At 72.6% G+C, this 26,187-nt stretch carries 21 protein-coding genes; 10 read left to right on the forward strand and 11 right to left on the reverse strand.

Annotated features, from left to right (window positions below):
• The first annotated feature begins 60 nt into the window (after nt 1–60).
• The gene (locus ACN27D_RS13150; protein ID WP_421499186.1) at nt 61–3,246 is read left to right on the forward strand and encodes a UvrD-helicase domain-containing protein; all 3,186 of its coding nucleotides are present in this window, start codon (nt 61–63) and stop codon (nt 3,244–3,246) included.
• A 9-nt stretch (nt 3,247–3,255) separates the two neighbouring features.
• Here the strand turns inward: ACN27D_RS13150 and ACN27D_RS13155 are convergent, their stop codons facing one another.
• Together ACN27D_RS13155 and ACN27D_RS13160 are read right to left on the reverse strand one after the other, a co-directional pair.
• Nucleotides 3,256–3,885 carry a prepilin peptidase gene (locus ACN27D_RS13155; protein WP_421499187.1) on the reverse strand — a complete coding sequence of 210 codons (630 nt, stop codon included), beginning with the start codon at nt 3,883–3,885 and terminating at the stop codon, nt 3,256–3,258.
• An 11-nt stretch (nt 3,886–3,896) separates the two neighbouring features.
• Nucleotides 3,897–4,904, reverse strand: coding sequence for an EamA family transporter (locus ACN27D_RS13160; RefSeq protein ID WP_421499188.1), 1,008 nt, complete (start codon nt 4,902–4,904; stop codon nt 3,897–3,899).
• Between the two features lie 85 nt (nt 4,905–4,989).
• Between ACN27D_RS13160 and ACN27D_RS13165 the strand changes: the two genes are divergently transcribed.
• Both ACN27D_RS13165 and ACN27D_RS13170 read left to right on the forward strand, forming a co-directional pair.
• Nucleotides 4,990–5,826, forward strand: coding sequence for an LppU/SCO3897 family protein (locus ACN27D_RS13165; protein ID WP_358170571.1), 837 nt, complete (start codon nt 4,990–4,992; stop codon nt 5,824–5,826).
• 167 nt (nt 5,827–5,993) lie between these two features.
• Nucleotides 5,994–7,229: an ATP-binding protein gene (locus tag ACN27D_RS13170; RefSeq protein WP_120572553.1), complete on the forward strand. Its 1,236-nt coding sequence runs from the start codon at nt 5,994–5,996 to the stop codon at nt 7,227–7,229.
• Between the two features lie 20 nt (nt 7,230–7,249).
• Here the strand turns inward: ACN27D_RS13170 and ACN27D_RS13175 are convergent, their stop codons facing one another.
• The gene (locus ACN27D_RS13175) at nt 7,250–7,795 is read right to left on the reverse strand and encodes a GNAT family N-acetyltransferase (RefSeq protein WP_357898500.1); all 546 of its coding nucleotides are present in this window, start codon (nt 7,793–7,795) and stop codon (nt 7,250–7,252) included.
• A 135-nt stretch (nt 7,796–7,930) separates the two neighbouring features.
• Between ACN27D_RS13175 and ACN27D_RS13180 the strand changes: the two genes are divergently transcribed.
• Nucleotides 7,931–8,476, forward strand: coding sequence for a DoxX family protein (locus ACN27D_RS13180; RefSeq protein ID WP_120572551.1), 546 nt, complete (start codon nt 7,931–7,933; stop codon nt 8,474–8,476).
• A gap of 206 nt (nt 8,477–8,682) precedes the next feature.
• On the forward strand, nt 8,683–10,107 hold the full coding sequence (locus ACN27D_RS13185) for a glycosyltransferase 87 family protein (protein WP_421499189.1): 1,425 nt from the start codon (nt 8,683–8,685) through the stop codon (nt 10,105–10,107).
• 4 nt (nt 10,108–10,111) lie between these two features.
• Here the strand turns inward: ACN27D_RS13185 and ACN27D_RS13190 are convergent, their stop codons facing one another.
• The 6 genes from ACN27D_RS13190 to ACN27D_RS13215 all read right to left on the reverse strand — a co-directional run bounded on the left by ACN27D_RS13190 (nt 10,112) and on the right by ACN27D_RS13215 (nt 16,068).
• Nucleotides 10,112–10,537 (reverse strand): molybdenum cofactor biosynthesis protein MoaE, encoded by a 426-nt coding sequence (locus ACN27D_RS13190; RefSeq protein WP_358171351.1) that lies wholly within the window; start codon nt 10,535–10,537, stop codon nt 10,112–10,114.
• Nucleotides 10,538–10,572: 35 nt separating this feature from the next.
• Nucleotides 10,573–11,832, reverse strand: coding sequence for a molybdopterin molybdotransferase MoeA (locus ACN27D_RS13195; protein ID WP_421499190.1), 1,260 nt, complete (start codon nt 11,830–11,832; stop codon nt 10,573–10,575).
• Between the two features lie 37 nt (nt 11,833–11,869).
• Complete coding sequence (locus ACN27D_RS13200; RefSeq protein WP_013477514.1) at nt 11,870–12,340, reverse strand: MogA/MoaB family molybdenum cofactor biosynthesis protein; 471 nt, start codon at nt 12,338–12,340, stop codon at nt 11,870–11,872.
• Nucleotides 12,337–12,828 (reverse strand): cyclic pyranopterin monophosphate synthase MoaC, encoded by a 492-nt coding sequence (moaC, locus tag ACN27D_RS13205; protein WP_252451841.1) that lies wholly within the window; start codon nt 12,826–12,828, stop codon nt 12,337–12,339. Before moaC ends, ACN27D_RS13200 begins: the two co-directional genes overlap by 4 nt.
• A 235-nt stretch (nt 12,829–13,063) precedes the next feature.
• Entirely contained in the window at nt 13,064–15,694 is a 2,631-nt protein-coding gene (locus ACN27D_RS13210; protein ID WP_421499191.1) for an ATP-binding protein, read from the reverse strand.
• Nucleotides 15,646–16,068 carry an AfsR/SARP family transcriptional regulator gene (locus tag ACN27D_RS13215; protein ID WP_421499192.1) on the reverse strand — a complete coding sequence of 141 codons (423 nt, stop codon included), beginning with the start codon at nt 16,066–16,068 and terminating at the stop codon, nt 15,646–15,648. Before ACN27D_RS13215 ends, ACN27D_RS13210 begins: the two co-directional genes overlap by 49 nt.
• A gap of 594 nt (nt 16,069–16,662) precedes the next feature.
• On the opposite strand from ACN27D_RS13215, the gene ACN27D_RS13220 reads away from it, so the two are divergent.
• The 5 genes from ACN27D_RS13220 to ACN27D_RS13240 all read left to right on the forward strand — a co-directional run bounded on the left by ACN27D_RS13220 (nt 16,663) and on the right by ACN27D_RS13240 (nt 22,395).
• A complete protein-coding gene (locus tag ACN27D_RS13220) occupies nt 16,663–19,191 on the forward strand; it encodes a putative bifunctional diguanylate cyclase/phosphodiesterase (protein ID WP_421499193.1) in 2,529 nt (842 codons plus the stop codon).
• A gap of 40 nt (nt 19,192–19,231) precedes the next feature.
• Nucleotides 19,232–20,575, forward strand: a complete 1,344-nt coding sequence (locus tag ACN27D_RS13225; RefSeq protein ID WP_421499194.1) for a glycosyltransferase 87 family protein — start codon at nt 19,232–19,234, stop codon at nt 20,573–20,575.
• A complete protein-coding gene (locus ACN27D_RS13230; RefSeq protein ID WP_364807686.1) occupies nt 20,572–21,204 on the forward strand; it encodes a phosphoribosyltransferase in 633 nt (210 codons plus the stop codon). The genes ACN27D_RS13225 and ACN27D_RS13230 overlap by 4 nt, the downstream gene beginning before the upstream one ends.
• 23 nt (nt 21,205–21,227) lie before the next feature.
• Nucleotides 21,228–21,620 carry a zf-TFIIB domain-containing protein gene (locus ACN27D_RS13235; RefSeq protein WP_120572543.1) on the forward strand — a complete coding sequence of 131 codons (393 nt, stop codon included), beginning with the start codon at nt 21,228–21,230 and terminating at the stop codon, nt 21,618–21,620.
• A gap of 94 nt (nt 21,621–21,714) precedes the next feature.
• Nucleotides 21,715–22,395: a maleylpyruvate isomerase N-terminal domain-containing protein gene (locus ACN27D_RS13240; RefSeq protein ID WP_421499195.1), complete on the forward strand. Its 681-nt coding sequence runs from the start codon at nt 21,715–21,717 to the stop codon at nt 22,393–22,395.
• On the opposite strand, the gene ACN27D_RS13245 is transcribed toward ACN27D_RS13240, so the two are convergent.
• Nucleotides 22,334–23,344 (reverse strand): hypothetical protein, encoded by a 1,011-nt coding sequence (locus tag ACN27D_RS13245; RefSeq protein WP_421499196.1) that lies wholly within the window; start codon nt 23,342–23,344, stop codon nt 22,334–22,336. The genes ACN27D_RS13240 and ACN27D_RS13245 overlap by 62 nt on opposite strands.
• Nucleotides 23,341–26,160, reverse strand: coding sequence for a replicative DNA helicase (gene dnaB / locus ACN27D_RS13250; RefSeq protein WP_421499197.1), 2,820 nt, complete (start codon nt 26,158–26,160; stop codon nt 23,341–23,343). The genes ACN27D_RS13245 and dnaB overlap by 4 nt, the downstream gene beginning before the upstream one ends.
• Nucleotides 26,161–26,187: the final 27 nt, after the last annotated feature.

A 26,187-nucleotide genomic window follows, 5' to 3' on the forward strand; every position in this document is an offset into this window, starting at 1 on the left:
TCAGGTCACCCGTACGCGTGGCGACGGGCGGGCGGGGGACCGGACGTGACAGGATGCGGCGTGCCTCCGTTCAGCGCCGCACCCCCCGGTGGCCTCCCGCCGTACGTCGCGGATCTGCACATCCACTCGAAGTACTCCCGCGCGTGCAGCCGCGACCTGACCCTGCCGAACCTGGCCTGGTGGGCCCGGCGTAAGGGCATCGGCGTGCTCGGCACCGGCGACTTCACCCATCCCGCCTGGTACGACCACCTGCGCGAAACACTGCACCCGGCTGAGCCGGGCCTGTACCGGCTCTCGCCCGAGGCGGAGCGGGACGTCGCCCGGCGACTGCCGCCCCGGCTCGCCAGTGCGGCGGAGGCGGACCCGGTCCGGTACATGCTGAGCGTGGAGATCTCCACGATCTACAAGCGCGACGACCGTACGCGCAAGGTGCACCACCTGATCTACCTGCCGGACCTGGACGCGGTGGCCCGGTTCAACACCGCGCTGGGCCGGATCGGCAACCTCGGCTCGGACGGCCGGCCGATCCTCGGGCTGGACTCCCGCGACCTGCTGGAGATCACGCTGGAGGCGAGCCCGGACGGCTTCCTGGTGCCCGCGCACATCTGGACGCCCTGGTTCTCCGCGCTCGGCTCGAAGTCCGGCTTCGACGCGATCGCCGACTGTTACGCCGACCTGGCCGAGCACATCTTCGCGGTGGAGACGGGCCTGTCGTCCGACCCGGAGATGAACTGGCGGGTCGGCAGTCTGGACCGCTACCAGCTGGTGTCGAACTCGGACGCGCACTCGCCGCCCGCGCTGGCCCGGGAGGCAACCGTCCTCACCGCGGCCCGCGACTACTTCGCCATCCGCGAGGCGCTGCGTACCGGCGACGGGCTGGCGGGCACCGTGGAGTTCTTCCCGGAGGAGGGCAAGTACCACGCCGACGGGCACCGCCTGTGCGGCGTGAACTGGTCGCCGGAACGGACCCGCGAGGCCGGCGGACGCTGCCCGGAGTGCGGCAAGCCGCTGACTGTGGGCGTACTCAGCCGGATCGAGGAGCTGGCGGACCGGCCGGCCGGGCACCGTCCGGCGCACGCCCGCGAGGTGACCCATCTGGTGCCCCTGGCCGAGATCCTGGGCGAGCTGAACCGGGTCGGCGCGCGGTCGAAGAAGGTCGAGGGCAAGCTCAACGAGCTGATCGCCGCGCTCGGCCCGGAGCTGGAGATCCTGACGCGTACGCCGATCGAGGAGATCGGCCGCGTCGGCGGCGAGCTGCTCGCGGAGGGCATCGGCCGGCTGCGCCGCGGCGAGGTGCGCCGGGTGCCGGGCTACGACGGCGAGTACGGCGTGATCACGCTGTTCGACCCGGCGGAACTGGGCGCCTCGGGCGCCCGGGCCGGGCAGGAGACGCTGTTCGACGTACCGGTGCCCGCGCAGCGGCGGCCCGCGGAGCCGGCGCCCAAGCCGAAGGCCAAGCGCCCGGCGGCGGCCCGGCCCGAGCCGAAGCGGACGCCGCAGCCCGCGCCCCCGATCGCGCCGCCGCCGTCCCCGCACGAGCCGTTCGAGCCAATGCTCGCCGGCATGGAGGAGGTCGGCACCGGCCTGCTGGACCGGCTGGACGCGATGCAGCGGGTGGCCGCGTCGGCGCCGGGTGGCCCGCTGCTGATCGTGGCCGGTCCGGGCACCGGCAAGACCCGGACGCTCACCCACCGGATCGCGTACCTGTGTGCGGAGCTGAACGTCTTCCCGGACCAGTGCCTGGCGATCACGTTCACCCGGCGGGCGGCCGAGGAGCTGCGGCACCGGCTGGACGGGCTGCTCGGCCCGGTCGCCGAGGACGTCACTGTGGGCACGTTCCACTCGCTCGGCCTGACCGTGCTGCGGGAGAACGCGGCGGCGGCCGGGCTGCCGGCAGACTTCCGGATCGCCGACGACGCGGACCGGGCGGCGGCGCGCGCCGAGGCCGGTGACGACGACGAGCGGTACACGGCGCTGCTGCGCAAGCGGGACCTGGTCGACCTGGACGAGCTGCTGACGCTGCCGGTGGCGCTGCTGAAGGGCGACCGGAAGCTGGTCCGGGAGTACCGCGAGCGGTGGAAGTGGATCTTCGTCGACGAGTACCAGGACGTCGACGCGGTGCAGTACGACCTGCTGCGGCTGCTCAGCCCGCCGGACGGCAACCTGTGCGCGATCGGTGACCCGGACCAGGCGATCTACTCGTTCCGGGGCGCGGACGTGGGTTACTTCCTGCGCTTCTCGCAGGACTTCACCGACGCGCGGCTGGTCCGGCTGAACCGCAACTACCGCTCCTCCGCGCCGATCCTGGCCGCCGCCGTGCAGGCCATCGCGCCGTCGTCGCTGGTGCGCGGCCGGCGTCTCGACCCGGCCCGGCTCGACCCGGAGGCGCCGCTGGTCGGCCGGTACGCGGCGAGTTCCGCCCATGACGAGGCCGACTTCGTGGTCCGTACCGTGGACGAGCTGGTCGGCGGCCTGTCCCACCGCTCGCTCGACTCGGGGCGGATCGACGGGCGGGCCACCTCGCTGTCCTTCTCCGACATCGCGGTGCTCTACCGGACCGACGCGCAGGCCGCGCCGATCGTCGACGCGCTGGCCCGGGCGAACATCCCGGTGCAGAAGCGCTCGCACGACCGGCTGCGCGACCGTCCCGGCGTGCCGGCCATCGCCCGCGAGCTGCGCCACGCCGGTCTCGACGGCTCGCTCGCCGCCCGGGTACGCCAGGCCGGGCAGATCCTGGCTGAGCGCTTCGCGGTGCCCACGCTGGACGGCTCCGGCGCGGTACGTCCCGAGGACGTCCGCACGGCGGTGGACCTGCTCACCCCGCTGGCCCGGCGCTGCGGCGACGATCTGGAGCTGTTCCTCAACCAGCTCGCCACCGGCGCGGAGGTGGACGCGCTCGACCCTCGTGCCGAGGCCGTCACGCTGCTCACGCTGCACGCCGCGAAGGGCCTGGAGTTCCCGGTGGTGTTCCTGGTCGGCGCCGAGGACGGTCTGCTGCCGCTGCGCTGGCCCGGCTCCGAGCCGGACGACGACGCGGTGGCCGAGGAGCGGCGGCTGTTCTTCGTCGGGCTGACCCGGGCGCAGGACCGGCTCTACGTCAGCCACGCGGGCCGGCGCGCCCGGCACGGCGCGGAACGCGACTCCCGCCCGTCGCCGTTCCTCGACGTGATCGACCCGGCGCTGTTCGAGCGCCTGGACGCGACCGAACCCCGCCGCCCGAAGGACCACCAGCTCCGGCTGATCTGACGGCACCTCTCAGGTGAGGACGGCGGCGAGCCACGCGCCGCCGAGCAGCGCCGGGCCGAACGGCACCGGCGTGTCCCGGCGTACCCGGCCGGCGGCGAGCAGGACGAGCACCGCGAGGCCGGCGAGCACGTGCGGCAGGAGCAGCCCGAGTCGCAGCGCCGGCCAGCCGAGCCAGCCCAGCGGCAACCCGAGCGCGGCGGCGAGCTTCACGTCGCCGAAGCCGAGCCGGGCGCGGGGCAGCAGCGCCAGCAGCGCGTACCCGGTGAAGGAGAGCGCGGCCCCGGCCACCGCGACGGCCAGGCGGCGCGGTTCACCGGCGGTCGCCGTGGCAGCGGTCAGGCCGAGCCCGCCGCCGAGCGCGACCACGCCGACGAGCGGGTCGGGCAGCCGCAGCGCGGACACGTCGGTGACCGCGAGGACCAGCCCGGCGGCGGCGACCAGCAGCAACGCGGGTAGCGCCGGCTCGCCGCCCCGGGCGGCGGCGAGCCCGCCGAACACCACGGCGCCGGCCACGGCGAACGCGCCCCGGCGCCCAGCGCCGCCGGCGGGCACTGGGACGAACGACCGGCCGACCGGCACCGCCGCCCACCCGGCCGTCGCGCCGAGCAGCGCGACCCCCGTCACCAGCAGCGCCGACACGGACCGGGACGCTACCGCCGGGCAGGTTCTCCGGCTGCCCCGTCGACGGCTGGTGGCGGGGACCGGCGGGGTCGCTCGGTGCTCACCACCACCGCCACGCCGACCACGATGACCGCGCCGCCCATCAGCACCTGCGAGGTGATCGGTTCCGCGACGAACAACGCGCCGAGCGCCACCGCGACCACGGGGTTCACGTACGCGTACGTGGAGACCAGGGAGATCGGCGCGTGGGCGAGCAGCCAGACGTACGCGGTGAACGCGATGAGCGATCCGGCCACCATCAGGTAGGCCATCGCCGCCCAGGACCGTCCGGTCACGTCGGCGAAGGAGAAGCCGCGCAGCTCGCCCCGGGCCACGCCGACGAGCGCGAGCACCGCCGCGCCGGCCACCATCTCGTAGACGGTGGCCACGAACGGGTCGGCGGGCATCAGGATCTTCCCGGACAGGTACGAGCCGACCGACCAGCTCGCCGCCGCTGCCACCACTGTCAGCGCTCCGGCCACCGGCACGCCGTCCACCCCGTCGCGGGGCAGCACGAGCAGGACCAGGCCGGCGAAGCCGAGCGCCACCCCGAGGAACGTCCACGGTCGCGGCCGGTCCCCGCCTGCCGTGCGCAGCAGCACCACGAGCAGCGGCACCGTGGCGACGAGCAGCGCGGCGACACCGGAGGGTACGGCGGTCCCCGGCGGCCCGGACTCGGCGAGCACCACCAGACCGTTGCCGCCGGCCAGCAGCAGCACGCCGACGAGCGCGGCGGAGCCGACGCGGCGCGCGGGCACCCGCAGGGCGCCCGGTCCGCGCCGCAGGCGCAGCACCACGGCGAGCACCACCGCGGCGGCGGCGAACCGCATCGCCGCGGAGATGAGTGGCGGCAGGGACTCGACCGCGACCCGGATGCCCAGGTAGGTCGAGCCCCAGAGCAGGTAGACCAGCACGAGGGCGGTCCAGATCAGCGCGGTGCGGGCCGGCGGCGTCGCGGAATCGACGACGTTCGTCGCACTCGTGGGGCGTGAGCTCATCGTGGGACCACGCTACGGTGACCACGGCGTCGGCGTCCCCAGTTGGTGGCCGGCCTCTCAGCACTGGCGTACGCAGGAGGCGTTCATGTCGAACTTCGGTCCACCGGGCGGCGGCTCTCCCGAGCCCTGGGGGCGGCCCGACGACGGCTACGCCCCGCAGCCCGATCCCCGCTACGCGCCGCAGGGCGACCCGCGTTACGCCCCGCAGCCCGACCCGCAGTACGGCCCGCCGCCGGGCGCGCGGCCGTACGGTCCGCCGGCCGATCAGTACGGCCCGCCCGCCGACCAGTACGGGCCGCCCACGCAGCAGTACGGGCCCGCCGACCGGTACGGGCCGCCGGCGCAGCGTTACGAGCCCGGTCCGGCCTGGTCCCCCGGGCCGCCGCAGCAGGGCCATCCGGGCGACCCCTACGCCGGGCCGCAGTACGGCGGTGGCCAGCCGCCGTACGCCGAGCCGACGCCGCCGAAGCGCGGGAAGGGTCCGCTGCTGGTGGTCGTGATCGTGCTGGCCGTGCTGCTGCTGGGCGGCGCCGGGGCGTACTGGATGGTGGGCCGGGACGAGCAGACCCCGACCGGCGGTACGACCGCTGCCACCCCGCCGGCTGCGGATTCGAGCGAGGCGCCGCCGAGCGATCCGGCCGACACGACGCCCACGACGGCGGCCCCGGCCTCCTCCACCGATCCGCGCTTCGTCAAGGCGGGCCAGTGCGTCGCCAACGAGGGTGGCGGCGGCCAGCCGAAGCTGGTGATCGCCGACTGCGCCCCGAAGACGTACGAGGTGCTGCGCCGCATCGACGGCGCGACGAGCGGCAAGAAGGACGCGGAGGCGAAGTGCGGGAAGGTGGCCGGCTACACCGACTGGTACTTCTTCGACAGTGAGCTGGACACGCTCGACTTCGTGCTCTGCCTGAAGCGCCGCTGAGCGTCGGCAGCCCCGCCGGGCACGCCGCGGATCAGGGCCGGTAGCCAAAACTAGGGCTGTCTAGCATCCACGCTAGACAGCCCTAGTTTCATGTCGAGGCCGACACGCGGTAGCCGCCTCTACGCGCATCTAGCCTGGTCGCTAGAGAACCCGATACTGTGCGATTCGTGGATCCGGTCCGCAACCCGTACGCACCGGGCGCCGGCCAGCGCCCGCCCGAACTCGCCGGGCGGGGGCGGGAACTGGACGTCTTCGACGTGGTGCTGGAACGGATCGCCCGCGGTCGCCCCGAACGCAGCCTGATGCTCACCGGCCTGCGGGGAGTGGGCAAGACGGTCCTGCTCAACACGCTGCGCTCCGAGGCGATCAACCACCTCTGGGGCACCGGCAAGATCGAGGCCCGGCCGGACCAGTCGCTGCGCCGGCCGATCGCCGCCGCGCTGCACATGGCGGTCCGCGAACTGGCGCCCCGGCACCGCGCCCCGGACCGGATCGACGCGTTCCTCGGCGTACTCAAGGCGTTCGCGCAACGCTCCGCTCCCACCGGGCGCGGTGGCGCGGCGCCCAAGCTGCGCGACCGCTGGCAGCCCGGCATCGACGTGCCGGCCAGCAGCGGACGCGCCGACTCGGGCGACATCGAGATCGACCTGGTCGAGCTGCTCAGCGACGCGGCGGCGGTCGCCACCGACGTCGGCACCGGCATCGCCGTCTTCATCGACGAGATGCAGGACGTCGGCGCCGAGGACGTCTCCGCGCTCTGCGCCGCCTGCCACGAGCTGTCCCAGCTCGGCGCGCCGCTCATCGTCGTGGGCGCGGGACTGCCGCACCTGCCCGCAGTCCTCAGCGCCGCCAAGTCCTACTCCGAGCGGCTCTACCGCTACCAGCGCATCGACCGGCTCGACCGGATCGCCGCCGACCAGGCGCTCTGCGCGCCGGCCGAGCGGGAGGAGGTCGAGTACGAGCAGAAGGCCCTCGACCTGCTCTACGAGAAGTCCGGCGGCTATCCCTACTTCGTCCAGGCGTACGGCAAGGCCACCTGGGACCACGCGCCCCGCTCACCGATCACGGCGGCGGACGTCCGGGTCGCCGCGCCCGAGGCGGAGGCCGAGCTGGCGGTGGGATTCTTCGGCTCCCGGTTCGAACGGGCCACCCCCGCCGAACGCGAGTACATGCGTGCGATGGCCACGCTGGCGCTGGTGGACGGTGAGGAGGGCGGCCGGGACGACATGGACGCGGCGGTGCCGACCGCCGAGATCGCCCGCGCGCTCGGCCGCAAGCCGGCCAGCCTCTCCCCGGCCCGGGACGCGCTGATCAAGAAGGGGCTGATCTACTCCGGCGAGCGGGGAACCGTGGCGTTCACAGTGCCGCACTTCGGCCGCTACCTGCGCACCCAGCCCGCCTGACCGCTGCTTTCGAAACGGCCTCAGACCCGCGACCACGGCGGCGGGAAGACCACCTCGCCGGCCGGCGGTCGCGGCTCTCCGCTCGCCGACGGCGGCAGCACCAGCGCCTGCCACGGCTCCCCCAGCCCCGACCAGGGACTGGTCAGGCCCAGCCGGTCGGCCGGGCCGAACCCGAACCGCCGGTAGTAGGCCGGATCGCCCAGCACCACCACCAGCCGTTCGCCCAGCTCGGTCGCGGCGTCCAGCGCCGCCTGCACCGCCGCCGTGCCGTGCCCCAGCCGCTGCCGGTGCCGGGCCACCGCCACCGGACCCAGGGCCAGCGCCGGCCAGGTGCCACGTTCGGTGCGTACGCCGACGCGCGTGAGCAGCGCGTACGCCACCACCTCGCCGCCGTACTCGGCGACCATGGCCAGCTCCGGAATCCACGCCGGGCTGTGCCGCAACTCCTCGACCAGGCCGACCTCCGGTGGGGTGGCCACGTCGGGGCGGGCGAAGGCGGCGGCCAGCACCCGGGCCACCGGCGCCTCGTCGGCGGGGCCCTCCGGGCGCAGTCGCAGCGTCGTCACCCGCGCGACCTTACCGAACGCGACCGGTCCATCCGCGACGGTCGCTGAAATCGATACCGATCGGACGTCCACGTCGGCCGATACCTTTCGTGTGTTGCGGGGATGACGACGCCCCCGACGGGGTAAGACTGAGCCATGAAGCCCGTGCGCTCCCTCGCCCGAGTCATGTTGAGCGGCATCTTCGTGGTCAGCGGCGCCCGCAACCTGCGCAACCCGGAACGCCTGGTGCAGGCCGCGGAACCGGTCACCGGGAAGGTCGCCCCGCTGATCCAGAACGTGCACCCCCGCATCCCCACCGACACGGTCTCGCTGATCCGGGCCAACGCCGCCACCCAGCTCGTCGGCGGCCTGATGTTCGCCACCGGCCGGTTCACCCGTCCGGCCGCGCTGGTGCTCGCGGCCACGCTGATCCCGACCACCGCCGCCGGTCACGCCTTCTGGAACAACGACGACCCGGCCGCCCGCAACAACAACCAGATCCACTTCCTGAAGAACCTCGGCCTGCTCGGTGGCCTCCTCCTCGCCGCCGCCGACACCGAGGGCAAGCCGGGCCTGCGCTGGCGCGCCGGCCACCGGATCGACCACTCGCGCCGGTCGGTCAAGCGTGCGGTCCGCACCGCGCGACGCGAGGCGAAGATCGCCGTACGCTCCGCGTCGACCGCCCGCCGCATGCCCGGCTGACAAGCGTTTTCGTACGGCCGCCACCCCCCGCAAGGCCACCAATCACCTGAACCGTCCGAGACCCGTTAACGCGGTGGAAATGTCAAAAACACGTGTGGGATCGGACACGGTCGCGTAACGCGGGAGGCAGCAACGTGAGGCGCCGTTCTAGGCTCCGTTCTGGACCTGGACGGGTACGACGACCTTGGTACGGGGGTGGCCACGCCATGCCGACGACAGTCGGTAGACGGACCAACCGCCTCGCCCCGACCTCCCGCGTCGACCGCCGGATCGTCATGCGTCTCGGCGTCGTCGCCGCCGTGTCGTACGCCGCGTGGCTCGCCATCGGCGCCTTCGGACGGCCGTACAACTTCTTCGACATGAAGATCTACCACGGCGCCGTGCTGTGGTGGGCCGGCGGCAACGAGCTGTACGACTTCGTCGCGCCCTCGACCACGCTGGGTTTCACCTACCCGCCGTTCGCCGCCCTGGTCATGCTGCCGATGTCCTGGTTGCCGGTCGACGGCGCCGGTTTCGTCAACGCGCTCGCCAGCATCGGCGCGCTCGCTGTCGTCCTCGCCGCGCTGCTGCGCCCCATCGTGGACCGGCTCGGCTGGCCGCTCTGGTTCACCGTCGGCATCGTCACCCCGCTCGCGGTCGCCATCGAGCCGTCCCGGGAGACGCTCGGCTACGGGCAGGTCAACCTGCTGCTCTTCGTGCTGATCATGGCGGACATGGTGGGCCTGCGCTGGCGGGCCAAGCGGGGCACCCACTACGAGACGGCCGACTCGCCGCTGGCCCGGTTCGTCTACAGCGGCGCCTGGGCCGGTGTGGGCATCGGGCTCGCCACAGCGGTCAAGCTCACCCCGGCGTTGTTCGTGGCCTACCTGATGCTCAGCCGGCAGTGGCGGGCCGCGCTCACCGCCGTCGGCACCGCTGTCGGCGTGACCATCGCGACGTTCGGCGTACTCGGCGAGGAGTCCCGCGCGTACTTCACCGGCGTGCTGTGGCAGACCGAGCGGGTCGGCGCGGCGGACATGACCGCCAACCAGTCCCTCGCCGGTCTGCTGGCGCGGCTCTACGACTCGATCGAGACGCCCGGCCTGCTCTGGCTGGCGTTCTCGGTGCTGATCCTCGCGCTGGGCCTGTCCCGGGCGATGAGCGCCCGCGCCGACGGCGACGAGCTGACCGCGTTCACGCTGGTCGGGCTCACCGCCAACGTGATCAGTCCGATCTCCTGGTCGCACCACCTGATCTGGGTCATCCCGGCGATCATCGTGCTGGCCGACGCCGCGGTACGCCGCCGCGAAGCCAGCCGCGGCCTGCCGCCGCGCGGCACCGGCGGACCGTCGGCCAACGGCGTGCCGGCACTGCGCCCGCCGATCTGGTACCCGACGCTCACCGGGCTCCGCCACGGCGTCGGCGCGCTCGGGCTCTACCTGCTGTTCCTGATCTCACCGATCTGGCCGTACGAGCACCAGCTCCCCGAGGTGTCCCACTACCAGGACGGCCTGTTCGGCGCGTTGATGGAGAACTCCCTGGCCATCGCGCTGATCGTGCTCGTCGCGGCGCTGCCGTGGCGCCCCGGCGCCGAACCGGCGTTCTACCACGAGCGGCTGGGCCGCACCGCCGCGCTCGCCGCCCGGCGCTGAGCGTTCAGGGGCAGTTCACCCACTCCTCGGTGCCGTCGTCGAAGACCTGGCGCTTCCAGATCGGCAGCCGCGCCTTCACCTCGTCGACCAGGCGTGCGCAGGCGGCGAACGCGGCCGCCCGGTGGGCCGTGCTGACGGCCGCCACCAGTGCCACGTCCCCGATCTCCAGCGGGCCGATCCGGTGCGACACCGCAACCGCGTACACCTGCGGGTCGGCCGCGACCTCGGCCGCCACCTCGCGCAGCACCGCCTCGGCGGTGGGGTGGCCCTCGTACTCCAGCCGGGTGACCACCCGCCCGTGGTCGTGGTCGCGGACCACGCCCTGGAAGGACACCACCGCGCCGGCCCGGCGGTCGGCGACCGCCGCCTCGTGCGCGGCCAGGTCGAGCGGCCGGTCGGTCACCGCGCCGAGCACCACGCCTGCTTCCACTGTCACGACGTCTCCCGTCGGCTCGTTCGTCGCGCTCACCCGAATCGCTCCCCGGGGGTCAGTGGCAGCGGCACGAGCGGCACCCGGTCGCCGGCCGCGCCGCTGGTGCCGGGCCGGATGACCGCGAACCCGTCCGCGCCGGCCAGCCCTCGCAGCATCGCCGAGCCGACGTGCCGCACCGGGTACGCGGTGCCGGCGACGCGGTCCCAGCGGGCCAGCGCCAGATGGGTGTAGTCGCCACGCCCGGGAATCGGCTCGGCGAGCGTCACGTGCGGCAGCACCGGCATCGGCCGGCCGGTGAGACCGGCGAGCAGGGGCGCGACGAGCGACACGAGCGCCACCACCGCTGACTGCGGGTTGCCGGGCAGGCCGGCCACGAACCGCACCCGCCCGTCGCCGTCCACCAGCCGGGCGAGCAGCATCGGGAAACCGGGACGCACCGCCACGGTGTTCACCACGTAGTCGGCGCCGAGCGCCTCCAGCGTCGGGTGCAGGTGGTCGACCGGACCGTGCATGGTGCCGCCGGTGGTGCAGACCAGGTCGGCGTTGGCGAGCGCACCCCGCAGCGCCGCCACGTGCGCGGGCAGCGTGTCGGCGACCGGGCCGACCACGTCGGCCGCACGCACCTGGCAGCCGTAGCGGCGCAGCCAGGCCGGCACCGACGGACCGAGCGCGTCACGGACCCGGCCCGCACCGGGCGGACCGGAGGTGAGCAGTTCGTCGCCGAAGACCAGCAGCGCGGCCCGGGGTGGGCGGCGGACCCGCAGCGTGTCGAGCCCGCAGGAGGCGGCCAGGCCCATCACCGCCGGGTCCACGGGGGTGCCGGCGGGCAGCAGTTCCTCCCCGAGGCACGCCTCCTCGCCCGGCTCCCGCCACTCCGGCGCCGTGCGGGGTGTGCCGGACACCAGGCCGTCCGCCGTACGCGTCGACTCCTCGATCCGCAGGATCGCCGTCGTGCCCTCGGGAACCATCGCGCCGGTGGCGATCTCCACCGTGCTGCCGTCGGCCTCCAACGGAGGCGCGGTGTGCCCGGCGAGCACCCGCCCGACAACCCGCCACGGCCCCGGGCCGCGCACCGCCCAGCCGTCCACGCTGGAGGTCGGGAACGCGGGCAGGTCGGTACGTGTGGTCAGCGGCTCGGCCAGGGTGTGCCCGTCGGCCTCGGCCAGCGGACGGGCGACCGCGGGAAGCGCGGCGGACAGGCCCACCGCGTACACCCGGGAGCGGGCCTCCTCCCACCCGGCCGGGGGTGGCGTGCCCGCCTCGGCCGTGGCGGCTTCGGTTTCCGTGCTCATCCGGCGAGCCTAGCGCCGGGGCACGTGTCTCGCGGGTTCAGTGGTCGCCGCCGCGAAGCTGGTCGACGGCGTGCCGCAGGATCGGCCCGAGCACGGCCAGGCCGTCCCGGGCACCACCCCGCGAGCCGGGCAGGTTGACCACGAGCGTCCGGCCGGTCACCCCGGCCAGCCCTCGGGACAACGCCGCCGTCGGCACGGTGTCGCGGCTGTGCGCGCGGATCGCCTCGGCGATGCCGGGGATCTCGTAGTCGAGCAGCGCGCGCGTCACGTCGGGCGTGCGATCGGTCGGGGTGATGCCGGTGCCACCGCTGGTCAGCACCACGTCGACGCCGTCGGCGCGGGCCGCGCGCAGGGCGTCACCGACCGGTTCGCCGTCCGGCACGACCACCGGCGCGTCGACCTCGCACCCCAGCTCGCGCAGCCCGGTCACGAGCAGCGGGCCGCTGGTGTCCTCGTACACCCCGGCGGCGGCCCGGTTGGACGCCACGATCACCCGGGCCCGGATCACGGCCGGTCCTCCGGCCGGACCCACTCGCCGGTCTTGCCGCCCTCCTTGCGGAGCACCCGCACGGCGTCCACCGACGCGGCCGGGTCGACCGCCTTCACCATGTCGACCAGGGCGAGGCCGGCGACCGCCACCGCGGTCAGCGCCTCCATCTCGACGCCCGTGCGGTCGGCGGTCTTCGCCGTAGCCGTGATCTCCACCGTGTCGGCGGTGAGCTCCAGGTCGACGGTGACGCCGTGCAGCGCGATCGGGTGGCACAGCGGGATCAGGTCGGGCGTGCGCTTGGCCCCCATGATGCCGGCGAGCCGGCCGACGGCCAGCGCGTCGCCCTTGGGCAGGCCGTCGCGGCGCAGCAGGTCCACCACCTCGGCGGTGGTGCGGAGGCGGCCGGCGGCGACCGCGAGCCGGCCCGAGACCGGCTTGGCGGAGACGTCGACCATCCGGGCCGCACCGGCCGGGTCGACGTGGGTGAGCTGCGCGGGTTCGGTCACGGCCCGACCCTATCCGCCGGGTACGACGCCGCGGGTGCCCCGGCCTGCGGCGGGGAGGAGCGTCGTGTCGGGTGCCGGTGCACGACGCTCCTCCCTCACCTGCCCACCGCCGATTCGCTGGGGGGAACTGACGGTGGGGGCCTCGTTCGGCCGGGTCCGCTCGGACGGTGGACCCACCCCGTGGCCGATGCCAGGGACGCTAACGAACGCCGCGATAAGAAATCGATAAGCCGGTTCAGGCCGGCGTCTCGCCGAGCTGTCGGCGCAGATCGTGGCGCTCGGGCGCACCCATCCGCTCGAAGATCGCCAACGCGCGCTGCCGGTAGCGTCGCGCTTCGGTCGGTCTCTTCTCCACCAGATGTCCGGCTAGGCCGTCGAGGGCGCGGGCCTGCTCGTACGGGTGGCCGATCCGGGTGGCGATGGCGAGCGCTTCTTCGAAGACGAGAACGGCCTCGTCGGCCCTCCCCGTGACGCCCAGGGTGACGGCCAGCTCGTTACGTGCCTGCGCCTGGACATGCCGCTCCCCGGAGGCGGCGGCGGCCTCGATGGCCGCCTCGTGGTGCCGCAGCGCGTCCTCGTAGCGGCCGAGTTGCCGGTAGGTGCCGGCGAGGTCGCTGAGCGTCTCGGCGCGGGCGAAGCCGTTGCCGGTGCGGTCCCGGAGCGCGAGCGAGGCTCGGAGCAGGCGCTCCGCCGCCGCGTTCTGCCCCAGGCGGTATCTGACGCCACCGAGATGCCCCAGTGCGTTCGACATGTGGAACGGGTCGTGCTTGATACGGGCGACGAAGAGATGGAGCCGGTGAACCGCCATCGACTCCTCATGACGGCCGAGGTGGCGAAGCGTGAGGCCCAGGTTGGGCAGAACCGGAAGGGTTTCCCGCACACTGCTGCGCAGCGTCTCGCGGCTGGCTTCGAGCGACTGGTGGAGTCGCCCGGTCAGCCAGTGCACGGCACCGAGGTTGAACCGCGCCCGCTGTGCGCCCGGTTCGTCGCCGAGCCCGGTGAGGATCGACACGACCTCGTGCAGGTGCGCGGAGGCGTCCTGGTAGGCGCCGGTGCGTACGCACGCCGAGGCGAGGTAGTTGTGCATGAGGGCCACGGCGTGCCGGTCCCCGCACCGCTGCGCCGCGACGAGACCCACCCCGTTCGTGGCCGATATGTCGTCGAAGTAGCCGCGGATGTAGAAGAACCGCCAACTGGCGCGAGCCAGCCGCCACGCCATCGGTTCATGACCCTCGTCAGCCGCCTGACGGATGAACGCGTCCAGGTTCGGCCGCTGCTCCTCCAGCCAGTCCAGGTCGCGGTTGACGCGTCCCGCGAGCAGATCCGGTCGACGCGGTTCCGCGAGCCGTAGGTGCTGTGCGAGTACGCGGCCGTCCTCGATCGACGCCGACGCCCGCACCACCGAGTGCAGCACATGATCCAGCAGGTTCTCGACGGCTGATCGCCTGGCCGTCGACTCGCCCTCCTGGCGGGCCAGCTCGGCGGCGTAACGCCTCATCAGGTCGTGCAGGCGATAGCGGCCGGCCGAGGTCTCCTGCACGAGGTGGCGGTCCACCAGTTCGTCGAGAACGTCGGCCGCGTCCCGCAGAGGGAGATCGGTGAGGGCTGCCACCATCGCGGTGTCGAGGTGGTTTCCGGCCGCCAGGCCGAATGATCGGAAACCTTTCCGGCACGCCTCGTCGAGTGGCTCGTACGACTCGGCGAACGCCTCCATCAGGCTGCGCGCCTCGGCACGAAGACCAGGGAGGAACATCGACCTGTGGCTCAATCTGTCGACGAGGTCGGAGATCCGCCAGTCGGGGCGGTGCGCCAGCCGGGTGCCGGCCAGTCCGACAGCGAGAGGCAGGCAGCCGCAGATGCCGACCAGTCGGCGTGCGGCCTCCGGATCGGCCTCCACCCGCCCGCCCCCGATGAGGGTGTCGAGCAGTTCGAGCGCCTCGGCCTCGGAGAGGACGGTGAGAGACACCGGCGGTCGTTCGGTGAGCGCCAGTAGACGTCGCCGGCTGGTGACGAGCACCGCGGCCGATCCGGAGACGGGCAGCAGCGGTTCGACCTGCCGGCTGTCGGCGGCGTTGTCGAGCACCACAAGCACGGAACGCGTGGCCAGCTGGCGTCGCCACATCTCCTGCCGATCGGGCAGTTCCATGGGTATCCGGCCGGCCGGCACGCCCAGTTGGCGAAGCAACGTTTCCAGTGCCATCGCCGGACGCATCCGTGTTCGCGCGCTGTGTCCCCGCAGGTCGACGAAGAGCTGCCCGTCGGGGAAGCGCTCGGCCGACCGGGAGGCCACGTGCAGGGCGAGAGTCGTCTTGCCGCAGCCCGCCATGCCGTCGATCACGCGGATCGTCGGACCCTGCCCGGACGCCTCGCGCACTTCGCACAACAATCGATCGACCATTTCCTCCCGGCCGACGAAATTCATCACCGTTCGCGGCAACCAATTGCGCTTACGAGCACCACTCCCGATCGTCTCCACCTCGCGCGCCGATTCCGGAATCCGGCGTCGCGCACGGGTGGCCGCGTTTCGAAGTCGCTCCATCTCCTCGCTGGGTGGCATCCCCAGTTGATCGGTCAGTGCCTCGCGCGCGGCACGGTAGACGGCCAGCGCGCCCCCCGCGTCACCGGCCGCGAGGAGGGCACGCATCAGGAGGCACTGCGCTCGTTCCCACAGCGGCTCGTGCGAGACCTCGTCTCGCAGCAACGACACGGCCGATTCCGGGCGTCCCAGGCTGAGATGTGCCTCCGCCAGCAATTCCAGCGCTGCTCGGCGCTCCTGGCTCACGGACTCTCGCCGCGCGGTCAGCGCCGGCCCCAGCGTCAGTCCCGCGAGCAGCGGCGCCGCGTCGCGGACGACGTCCTCGAGCAACGGGATCGCCCGCGTGGTTCTCCCGCTCGCATCAGCCCTCGGGCGTGGCGCCAGCGCCCGGTGACCCGGTGCAGGTCGATCAGGCTCTCGTCGGTGAGAAGCCGGTAGCCACCTGGTTCACGGACGATCCTGAGCCTGTCGTCCGCGCACGAGTCGAGGCTCCGGCGCAGATTGGCGGCGTACGTCCGGACGTTGGCGATCGCGGAGCGGGGTGGACCGTCGGGCCACAGCTCGTCCACCAGGTCGTGCAGCGGGACCAGCTGGTTGGCCCGCACGACCAGGAGCGCCAGCACCAACTGCTGCTTGGGTGTTCCAAGCGACAGGTCGGCCGCGCCCAGCCGCACCGCCAGACCACCGACAACTTGGATTTGCATGCTGCTGTTCCAGCCTCAGTCGGCTCCTGTCCACGCCAGGCCGCAGCGTAATCGATTTGTCACAGAGCCGTTGCCCCGCCGTCAAGAGGCATTGCCGACCCTCGTCCGACTCGACTGGAGAAGCCGCCAGAAAGCACGGTTGTAATGTTCCGCCGCCGCGACGACGCTACAGGCGACGTAAGAATCCCAGCCCATTCCCATGGCGCTGAGCGACCACGCGGGTACATGAGGGAGATGATCGGCTCCGCTCCGCACACCGCTCGTGGACAGAACGTCATTTAACCGGCAATAGTTACTTATATTGCGCATACCGACATTAATGCTTTCTTATCTCCCTTCCAGCACTCTAACCTGCTCTTCCATGACAGGGGGCGCCACAAAGCGCCGAGAGAGATGTGCGAGGAGGGTCGTGACAATGCGCAGCACCGAATGGAACTGACGAACCCTTTGGTCATCGGCAACCACGACCCGCTCGATATCCGAGGAGGGACAACAAATGCGCAGCACCGAATGGAACTGAGAGTTCTCATATTCCCGGCGAAGGGGTAGGCTGCCGCTCATCGCATTCCGACGGTGAGCGGCGGGTGATGCCGGTTGAGCCGAACAGCGGACGGCCGACAAGCCGTCGAACCTCCGCTGCGCGCACTCGTGTACGCCTTGAGCGTCTGCGCGGCGTTCGTCGCGCTCGCCGCGCTGATCGCCGTCTGGAGGCAGCCACCGGACTCCGTTCGTGACCTCGTAACCGTCACGACCCTGGTAGTGACGGTCGCCCTGGCCACGATCATCAAGACCCCGGTGCGGATCCGGTCGACCACAGTGGCCTTCGCCTGGGTCGAGACGGTGATCGTCATCGGTCTCGCCGTCGCGCCGGCCTCCTGGCTGATTCTGGCAACCGGCATCGGCGTGGCCTGCGGATCAGTCACGCGACTCGCTCCCATCAAGACCGCATTCGGCGTCGCGAAGCACACGTTGGTCGCCGGGGGCAGCACTCTCGTCATCCTGCTGCTCGGCGAGGCGTGGCCGCCCCGCGAGCCGCTCCACATCGTGCTGCTGCTGGGAGTCGTCTACCTGGTGGCGGCGGTGCTCGACGACGTACTCGCGATTCCGGTCATCGCGCTGGCATCCGGAACACCCGTCATCCGCCAGTTCCACACCGACCTCGACCTGCGGGTCGCCGGCTTCGCGGTCCGATTCCTCGTCGCCGCGTGCACAGTGCTCATCCTCCGAGCCGACCCCCGATTGCTGCTCGCCGTGCCACCGCTCGTCCTCAGCCTGCACCTGGCCTACTCCGCCCGGATCCGTACCCGCACCGAACAGCAGGCATGGCAACGCCTGGCCCGCGCCACCGACGCCCTCAACGTCGTCGACCTCGACCAGGTGCTCACCACCGCGGTCACCGAGGCCAGCGAACTCTTCTCCGCCGACGAGGTCGAGATCGAGCTGCGCGACGGCGATCGCACCGTCCGGGGCAACGGCACCGACATCGCGTACGACGGAACAACCCCGCAGCCCAGCGCCGTCGACGGTCAGGTCATGCCGGTCCCGCTGGAGGGCCACAACCGCACCGACGACGTCGGCGTGCTGCGGCTCCGGTTCGCCGGCCCGGTCGAACTCTCCGAACGCGAGCAGTACACCCTGCGTACCTTCGCCTCCGCCCTCTGCACGGCGGTCCGCAACGCCCAGGCGTACGCCGAACTCGCCCGCATCGCCGAGGACCACGCCTACGCCGCCACCCACGACGCCCTCACCGGCCTGTCCAACCGACGGCACCTGCTCGACGAGGGCAGCGCCCAGCTCACCACCCGGCACGCCGACGGCGTCACCGCCCTGGTTCTGATCGACCTCAACCACTTCAAGGAGGTCAACGACACCCTCGGGCACGGCGCCGGTGACCGGGTGCTGATCCAGGTCGCCGAACGGCTGCGCGACGCGGCCCGCCCCGACGACCTGGTCGCCCGGCTCGGCGGCGACGAGTTCGCCGTACTCCTGCGCGGCCTGCCCGCCCCGGCCGTCGCCGCCCACCGCGCCGAGGCCCTGCTCGCCGCGCTGCACGACCCGCTGGACCTCGACGGCATGCGGATCAGCGTGGAGGCCAGCGGCGGCATCGCCGTCGCCCCCGCCACCGGCGGCATGGCGGAACTGCTGCGCCGCGCCGACGTGGCCATGTACCAGGCCAAACGCGCCGGCCAACGCGTCGCCACGTACGCGCCGGCCCGCGACACCGCCGACCTGAGCCGGCTCACCCTCGGCGGCGAACTGCCCCGCGCCGTCGCCGACCACGAGTTCACGGTCAACTTCCAGCCCATCGTCGACCTGGCCGGCGGCGAGGTGATCGGCGCCGAAGCCCTGGCCCGCTGGCACCACCCCACCCACGGGCTCATCGACCCACTGCGCTTCCTCGAAGCGGTGGAACGCTCCGGGCTGCTCCCCGCGTTCGCCGAGGCGATCCTCGACCAGGCGCTCATCGCCGCCGGCTCCTGGCGCGACGCCGGCTTCGACCTGCCCGTCTCGGTCAACGTGTCCCCACGCAGCCTGCTCGACGCTCGCTTCCCCGGCGCGGTGCTGGCCCGGCTGCGCGCCCACGACCTCCCGCCGGACCGGCTCGTGCTGGAACTGACCGAGACGCTCACGCTCAGCCAGCTCGACGTGGTCGACCGCGTACTCAGCCGCCTCCGTGACTCCGGCGTCCGGCTGGCACTCGACGACTTCGGCACCGGCTACTCGTCGCTCTCCCTGCTCTCCCGCATCCCCGTACACGAACTGAAGATCGACCGCAGCTTCGTCGGCGCCATGGAGACCGCACCCGAAGCCGCCGCCGTGATCCGCTCCACCCTCGACCTCGGCCGCAGCCTCGACCTCACGGTGGTCGCCGAGGGCGTGGAGAGCGAACCGCAACGCCGCGCGCTCTGGGAACTCGGCTGCGCCGCCGGGCAGGGCCACCTGTTCGCCCGCCCGCTGCCCGCCGCCGCGCTGCTCGCCGCCCTCCAGCGCGGCCACGGCGGCCGGACCGGCGCGCTCGCACCCGCGCTGCACGACGCCGGCGCCGTCATCCGCCTCCCCGGCCGCCGCACCGGACGCACCCGCCCGTCGCCCCCCGCCGCCACCGACGCCCGGCAACCCTGACCCGGCCGGGCCACCCCGCCGGTCTGCCACACTGGCCCGCGTGACCGCCCACGCCGACCCGGCAACCCCCGTCTCCCGCCGCTGGTCGGCACTCGACACCGCCGCCGGCGGCCTCGCCCTCGACCTGGGCCTCTACGCCGCCGCCACCGTCTTCGCCGCGATCACCGCCGCCACCTCCACACTCCCGCCGCACCGCGCCTGGGGCACAGTCGCCACCATCGGGTACGCGCTCGCCACACTCGCCGCGACCACCCAACTGCTCGCCCGCCGCCGCCACCCCGGCACACCCCTGGCCGGCCTGCCCGCACGGTGGACCGTCGCCGGTCTCACCTGGGCCGCCACCGCGCTGCTGCCGATCGTCACGCAGAGCGTCGAACGCGCCGGCGGACGCACCGACCGCGCCCAGGAGGAGGTGATCGTGGTCGAACACGCCGGCGCCCGCCTCGCCGAGCACGGCACCCCCTACCTCGGACCCGACGCCATCGCCGCCCTGCCCCCCGGCGAACAACTCCTCGGCTACACCCCCTACCAGCCCGGCATGGCGCTGTTCGGGCTGCCCCGAGCCGCCGTCGACGCCTGGTGGACCGACTCCCGCGTCTGGTTCGCCCTGGTCACCGCGCTCACCCTCGTCGCCCTCGTCGCCACCCTGCGCACAAGCGGCAGCCCGTCCGCGCCCCGCCGCGACGCCGCCGTACTGCGCGCCGTCCAGGCCGCCACCGTCCTGCCCGTCTGCGCGCTCACCCTCGCCACCGGCGGCGACGACCTGCCCGTACTCGCGCTCTGCCTGCTCGCCCTCGCGCTCGCCGCCGCCGGACGACCCGGCCGGGCCGGCCTCGCGGTCGGCGCCGCCGGCGCCCTCAAACTCTTCGCCTGGCCGGTCGCCGTCGTCCTGATCTTCTGGGCCGCCACCCGCCGGGCCGCACTCTGCACCGCCCTCGGCGCCATCGGCCTGCCCGTCCTCGCGCTGATCCCGGTGCTGCTCGTCGACCGCGACGCCCTCGTCGAGAACGTCCTGCGCTTCCCGCTCGGCCACGGCCTCGTCACCAGCCCCGCCCAGTCACCGTTCCCCGGGCATCTGATCGCCGAGACACTCCCGGCCGGCCGCGCCGTCGCCGCCGCGCTGCTCGTCGCCGCCGGAGGAGCCATCGCCGTCCGGCTGCTGCGCCGCCCGCCCCGCACCGCCGCCGCCACGGCCCTCATCTGCGGGTACGGGCTGCTCGCCGCGATCCTGCTGATGCCCTCCACCCGCTTCGGGTACCTGCTCTACCCGGCCGCCCTGCTCGTCCTCGCCCCCGCACTGGCGCTCACCCGACCGGACGACCCGGCGACATTCCCGGCAACCGCCCCGCGCGATCCCGCCGGAAGGCGTACACCTGAGGGATGACCACCTACCGCGACCGGGCCGAGGCGGGACGCGAACTCGCCGAACGACTCACCGACCTCGCCGGCCGGCCCGACGTCATCGTGCTCGGCCTGGTCCGCGGCGGCGTACCCGTCGCCCGGGTGGTCGCCGACCGGCTCGGCGCACCACTGGACGTGCTCGTCGTCCGCAAACTCGGCGTGCCCTGGGCACCCGAGGTCGCGTACGGCGCACTCGGCCCCGGCGGCGTCCAGGTCCTCAACGAGATGGTCGCCGGCCGGATCAGCGAGAACGACCGCGCCCAGGTCCGCCGCCGCGAACAGGCTGAACTGGAACGCCGCGAACAGCGCTACCGCGGCGGCCGCCCACCGCTGGACCTCACCGGCCGCACCGCCGTCATCGTGGACGACGGACTCGCCACCGGCGCCACCGCCCGCGCCGCCGTCCAGGTCGCCCGCCACCTCGGCGCCGCCCGCGTCCTGGTCGCCGTCCCGGTCGGCTCCGAGCAGGCGTACGACATGCTCGCCGCCGACGCCGACACGGTCGTGAGCTGCCAACTCCCGCACGACTTCGCCGCCGTCGGCGCGTACTACGAGGACTTCCACGAGGTCTCCGACGACGAGGTGACGCAGGCGCTGACCGCCGTCGCGTGAAAACACCCGGTACCGTCGTTGTCATGCAGATGACCTGTCCTAAATGCCGCGGAGAGATGCGCCAGTACGAGCGCAGCGGAGTAGTCATCGACCAGTGCGGCGAATGCCGGGGCATCTTCCTCGACCGCGGTGAGCTCGAGAAGCTGTTCGAGGCCGAGGCCAACTGGAACCGGCAGCACGGCGGCGCCCCGCAGCAGGCCGCGCCGGCCGGTGCCGGCTACCCGCCACCCCCGCCGCCCCCGCCCGCCGCGCCGCACCAGCCCGGCTACGGCGCCGTCCCCCCGCCCCCTCCGCCGCCGCCCGGCCACGGCTACGCGCAGCCCGCGTACGGCCACAGCCAGCAGCAGCACTACGGCTACCACGGCCACTACCGCCGGAAGAAGAAGCACGGCTTCCTCGGCGAACTGTTCGACTGACCGCCGACAACACGCACGCCGGGCCGGTGCACCGCATCGACCCGGCGCGCTCGTCGGCGTGCCGCACCTGCCACACCGTGGCAGGCTGCTCGGCATGAGCCCGATCCGGCAGCACGAGGCGCTGGCCCAGGCGTACGACGGCATCACCGCCGTGGTCACCCCGCTCGACGACGCCGGTCTGCAACGGCCCACCCGGTGCCGCGGCTGGCTGGTCGCCGACCTGCTCTTCCACGTGCTCTGCGACGCCCAGCGCGCGCTCGTCGCCCTGGCCAGCCCCGCACCCGGACCGGCGGACGTGGACGACGTCAGCTACTGGCGCGCGTTCACGCCCGGCGACGACGACGCGGTCGCCGGGCACGCCTGGTGGGCCCGCCGCTCCGCCGCCGCCTTCGACCGGCCCACCGGAGTGGTCCGCCTCTGGACCGACACCGCGCCCGCCGCCGTCCGCGCGGCCACCGCAGCCGACCCCGACGGGTACGTGACCACGCAGGGTCACGTGCTGCGCGTACTCCATCTGCTCGCCACCCTGACCACCGAGGCGGTCATCCACCACCTGGACCTGGTGGTGGACCTGCCGGACGCGCCGCGACCGGCGGCGGACCCGACGCGGGTCGCGGTGACCACGATGGACGGCCTGCTCAGCGACGACGCGGTACGGCCGGCCGGCTGGGACGACCACGACTACCTGCTGAAGGCCGCCGGGCGCGTGCCGCTCACCGACCGGGACCGGCTGGAGCTGGGCGAGGCAGCCGGATGGTTCCCGCTGCTCGGCTGACGCCGCTCAAGGCAGGCTGCTCCGCGCTGCGCGCGATCATGCGCGTGGCGATCTCCGCCTTACGGGCCAGAGCCGGTACGGCAGTCTCGTAGAGCAGCCGGGCTATCCGCTCGGCCGGCCCGCATGTGGTCCCCACGGTGAAGATGCTGCGGTGCGGTCGCACCGACAGTCCGTGGATGCCGTTGCGCTTCAGGAAAGCCACGAATGCTTCGAGCACGTGCTGGCGTCCCACCAACCTGAACTGGGTGAGCGAACGAGTGCTCGGGGCGGGGCGCTTGTAGATGCCGAGGGAGCCGTCACCGTCGACGACGCCCCGCCAGAAGTCGCGTGACCCGACGAGCCGCTCGTCGACGACCTGCTGATACCGGCCCAACTCGATGAGCCGGTCGGCCAGTCGCTGGGACCGCACGGAGAACTGACAGGAGCCGTGGGTCGGGCTGGTCGCCGAGATGCTGTTGTCACATCCCAGGAAGCTGCGGAGCGCGACCAGGTGTTCACGATCCCGCGCGGCGAGACCGACAGAAATCTGCGGGATGTGACGCGCCCGGTAGCTGACGCACCCGTCAGCGAACAGAAAGCCGATCCAGTAGCAGGTTTCCGGATCGAAGTTGTCGAAGGCGTCGTGTCGAAGACCGTGCGACACCGACCGGATCTCGATCCCTCTGCGGGCGAGCAGGCCACGTACCGCCGGTGCGGTGACACCGAACTCAGCGGCGATCTGACTGAGCGACGCTCCGCCGAGAAACCTGTGCAGAACCTGGTTGCGCTGGGCGTCCGTCAACGTGCCGGTACGGCGCGGAGGCACTCCGTTGCGGCGGAGCAGTGCCCGGATCGCCTGCCTCGTGACGCCGTAGCGCGCGCCGATTGCAGTGAGACTCTCGTCGGTGGCCGCACAGCTGATGATTTCCTCTTGCTCGGAGGGAGTCAGTCGGCGGCCACCAGTGATCATACGATCGCCATGTCCACGAAGCGCGACAGGTGCAACTGGGCCGCCACCGTCACCGTGTCAGTCGGGCCATTCCGGTGCTTGGCGATTATGAAGTCCGCCTCGCCCGCTCGCGGGGACTCCTTGTCGTAGTAGTCGTCGCGGTGCAGAAGGATGACAACGTCCGCATCTTGCTCAATCGACCCAGATTCACGCAGGTCGGACAATTGCGGCCGCTTGTCGGTACGCTGCTCGGGGCCACGGTTCAGCTGGCTCACCGCGATCACCGGGCACTCGACTTCCTTCGCCAACAGCTTCAGGCCACGGGACAGGTCCGCGACCTCCTGCTGCCGACTCTCGGTGCGTTTCGGTGAGGTCATCAGCTGGAGATAGTCGACGACGATCAGCTTCAGGTCGTGCTTCTGCTTGAGCCGCCGCGCCTTCGCCCGGATCTCCATCAGGTTCATGCTCGGCGTGTCGTCGACGAAGAGCGGCGCCTCGCTGATCTCGCCCATGCAGCGGGCCAGCTTGGTCCAGTCGTCGTCGGAGAGCTGCCCGCTGCGCAACACGTGCAGCGGCACGCGCGCCTCGGCCGAGAGGAGTCGCATGACGATCTCGACCTTGCTCATTTCCAGCGAGAAGATCGCCGACGCCTGGTTGGCGCGGATCGCTGCATTTCGGGCGAAGTCCATGCTCGCCGTGCTGTTGTGCGTCGGGATCATCGAACGGCCCGCCAGATACAGATGGTCGGGATTGTCGACAGTCACACAACGCACCGGAACGCTCGGCACCGGACGGACGTCCACGATGAACCGCGAGTGGGAGCGGACGTCCGAGGACGTCCGGCGTCGGGCCGCATGAGCGGTGCGCTTCCGGTCCAGCCGGAAGACCGTGTCCGGGGTGGAGAAGTTCAGCGTGTATGCGATCGACGATGCCTCGGTCCGGCCGCACACCTTGCGCTCGGTCATGGTGCACCGATGTCCCAGGCTGACGACGAGTTCCCGAACGCCGTCGATCAGGCGCCTCGAGGTGGATGTGTACTGCAGGTTCCCGGTCGGCGCCACCGTGCCGTCGGTGTCCATGAGACCGGCGAGCAACGCCCGGCGCTGTGTTTCGGAGGCGCGGAGGTAGTCCCGCGGAATGTGCTTGTCGTAGGCCACCCCGACTCGCCGGAGCAGGGCCAGGAAGGAGCCGTTCCGCTCGTGGCACTCGGCGCAGCGGCGGGTTCCGGGGTTCTCCCGCAGGGCACGGGTGGAGCCGCCGCAGTCGACGCAGGTGCGGTCCGGCGTCCTGGCCGGTGTGGGCAGATGCACGCTGTAGACCATGGGGCCGCTCGGGCGTACCAGGAAGCCGTCCTGGGCCACGAGGTCGAGCATCTCCGCGTCCGCGGTGGTGAAGCGGCTGGCCCCGGTGTGCCCGTCGCCGAGCCACACCCCAAGGGTGTACGGGGGGACGACCAGATCGCGTTCCGGAAGCCGGAGCGGCGCGCAGTTCCGCACGGCGTGGTTGAGACGGCGGTCGGCCGTCTCGGTACGCAGCGTGGCCGCGATCTGCGCCGTCGTGACGATCCCGTCGTGCTCGGCACGGCTGCCGGCGTTCACCGGTCGTTCCGCGCGTGCACGGAGGCCGGAGATCAACGCGCCCACCGGGTAGCCCGGAGCCGTCCAGTTGCGTGTCTTGCCGGCCCGGGTCACCGGTCGGGCGACCCGGCCGTTGGAACCCACCGTCTGCGCCACCGCGTGGAGCGCGTTGCGGAATTCCGGGCCGACCTGATCCAGGGTCTCCGCGAGAGTGACCAGCCGGTGCGGTTCGGTGGATGCGGCCGCCTCGGCTGCCCGTACCTTCGCCAGCGCCGGCTCGGCCCAGTGGTGCCGCCGGCGTGCCTCCGGCTGGCGCCGGCTGGCCCGTGTGGTGGTCTTCCACAGGTGCTCGGCGTCCGCCACGATGACGCTTCCGTCGGAGAACTCGACCTCGTAGCAGGGGCGGTCGTACATCACGTCGAAGACGTTGGTGATCGTCGTCGGAGTGCCGTCCGCGGCGAGGAGCTGCTCGCCGATGCGCACCTCACCCATGGTGGTCCAGCCCTGCGGGGTGGGCAGCGGCGTGTCGAGTGCGAGCGCCTTACCGAGACCGGGCCGGCCGGCCACGATAATAAGTTGGCCGGCGTGCAGGCCGTTGAGCAGGCGGTCGAGGTCGGTGAAGCCGGTCGGCACACCCGTCATCACCCCGCCCTGGGCGCCGACCGCCTCGATCTCGTCGAGCGTCGGCTGGAGCATGTCGGCCAGGACGGCGAAGTCCTCGCTGACGCGCTTCTCGGTGATCTCGTAGACGGCCTGCTGGGCGAGGTCGACGATGTCGTCGACGTCGCGGCTGCCGCTCGGGCCGGTGCCGTAGCCGAGCTGCACGATCCGGGTGCCGGCCTCGACCAGCCGGCGGAGCACCGCTCGTTCGCCGACGATGCGGGCGTAGTAGGCGGCGTTCGCGGCGGTGGGCACGCTGGCGATGAGCGTGTGCAGGTAGGGGGCGCCGCCGATGCGGGCGAGGTCGCCGGAGTCGGCGAGCGCTGCCGCCACGGTGATCGGGTCGGCGGGTTCGCCGCGCCCGTAGATGTCCAGGATCGCGTCGAAGATGGTGGCGTGGACCGGGCGGTAGAAGTCGTTGGTCTTCAGGATCTCCACGACGTCCGCGATGGCGTCCTTGGAGAGCAGCATGCCGCCGAGTACGCACTGCTCGGCGGCGACGTCCTGGGGTGGTGTCTTCTCGAACGCCGCATCGCGCGGTGGCGGCTCGGGCGGTTGCCCCCCGGTCCGTTCCGCACGCGTCTCGTCGGTGACCGACACGGGTTCCCCCCTCGCTGCGTCGGATCG

The sequence above is a fragment of the Micromonospora sp. WMMD1274 genome (genome assembly GCF_049179035.1).
GTDB lineage: Bacteria > Actinomycetota > Actinomycetes > Mycobacteriales > Micromonosporaceae > Micromonospora > Micromonospora tulbaghiae.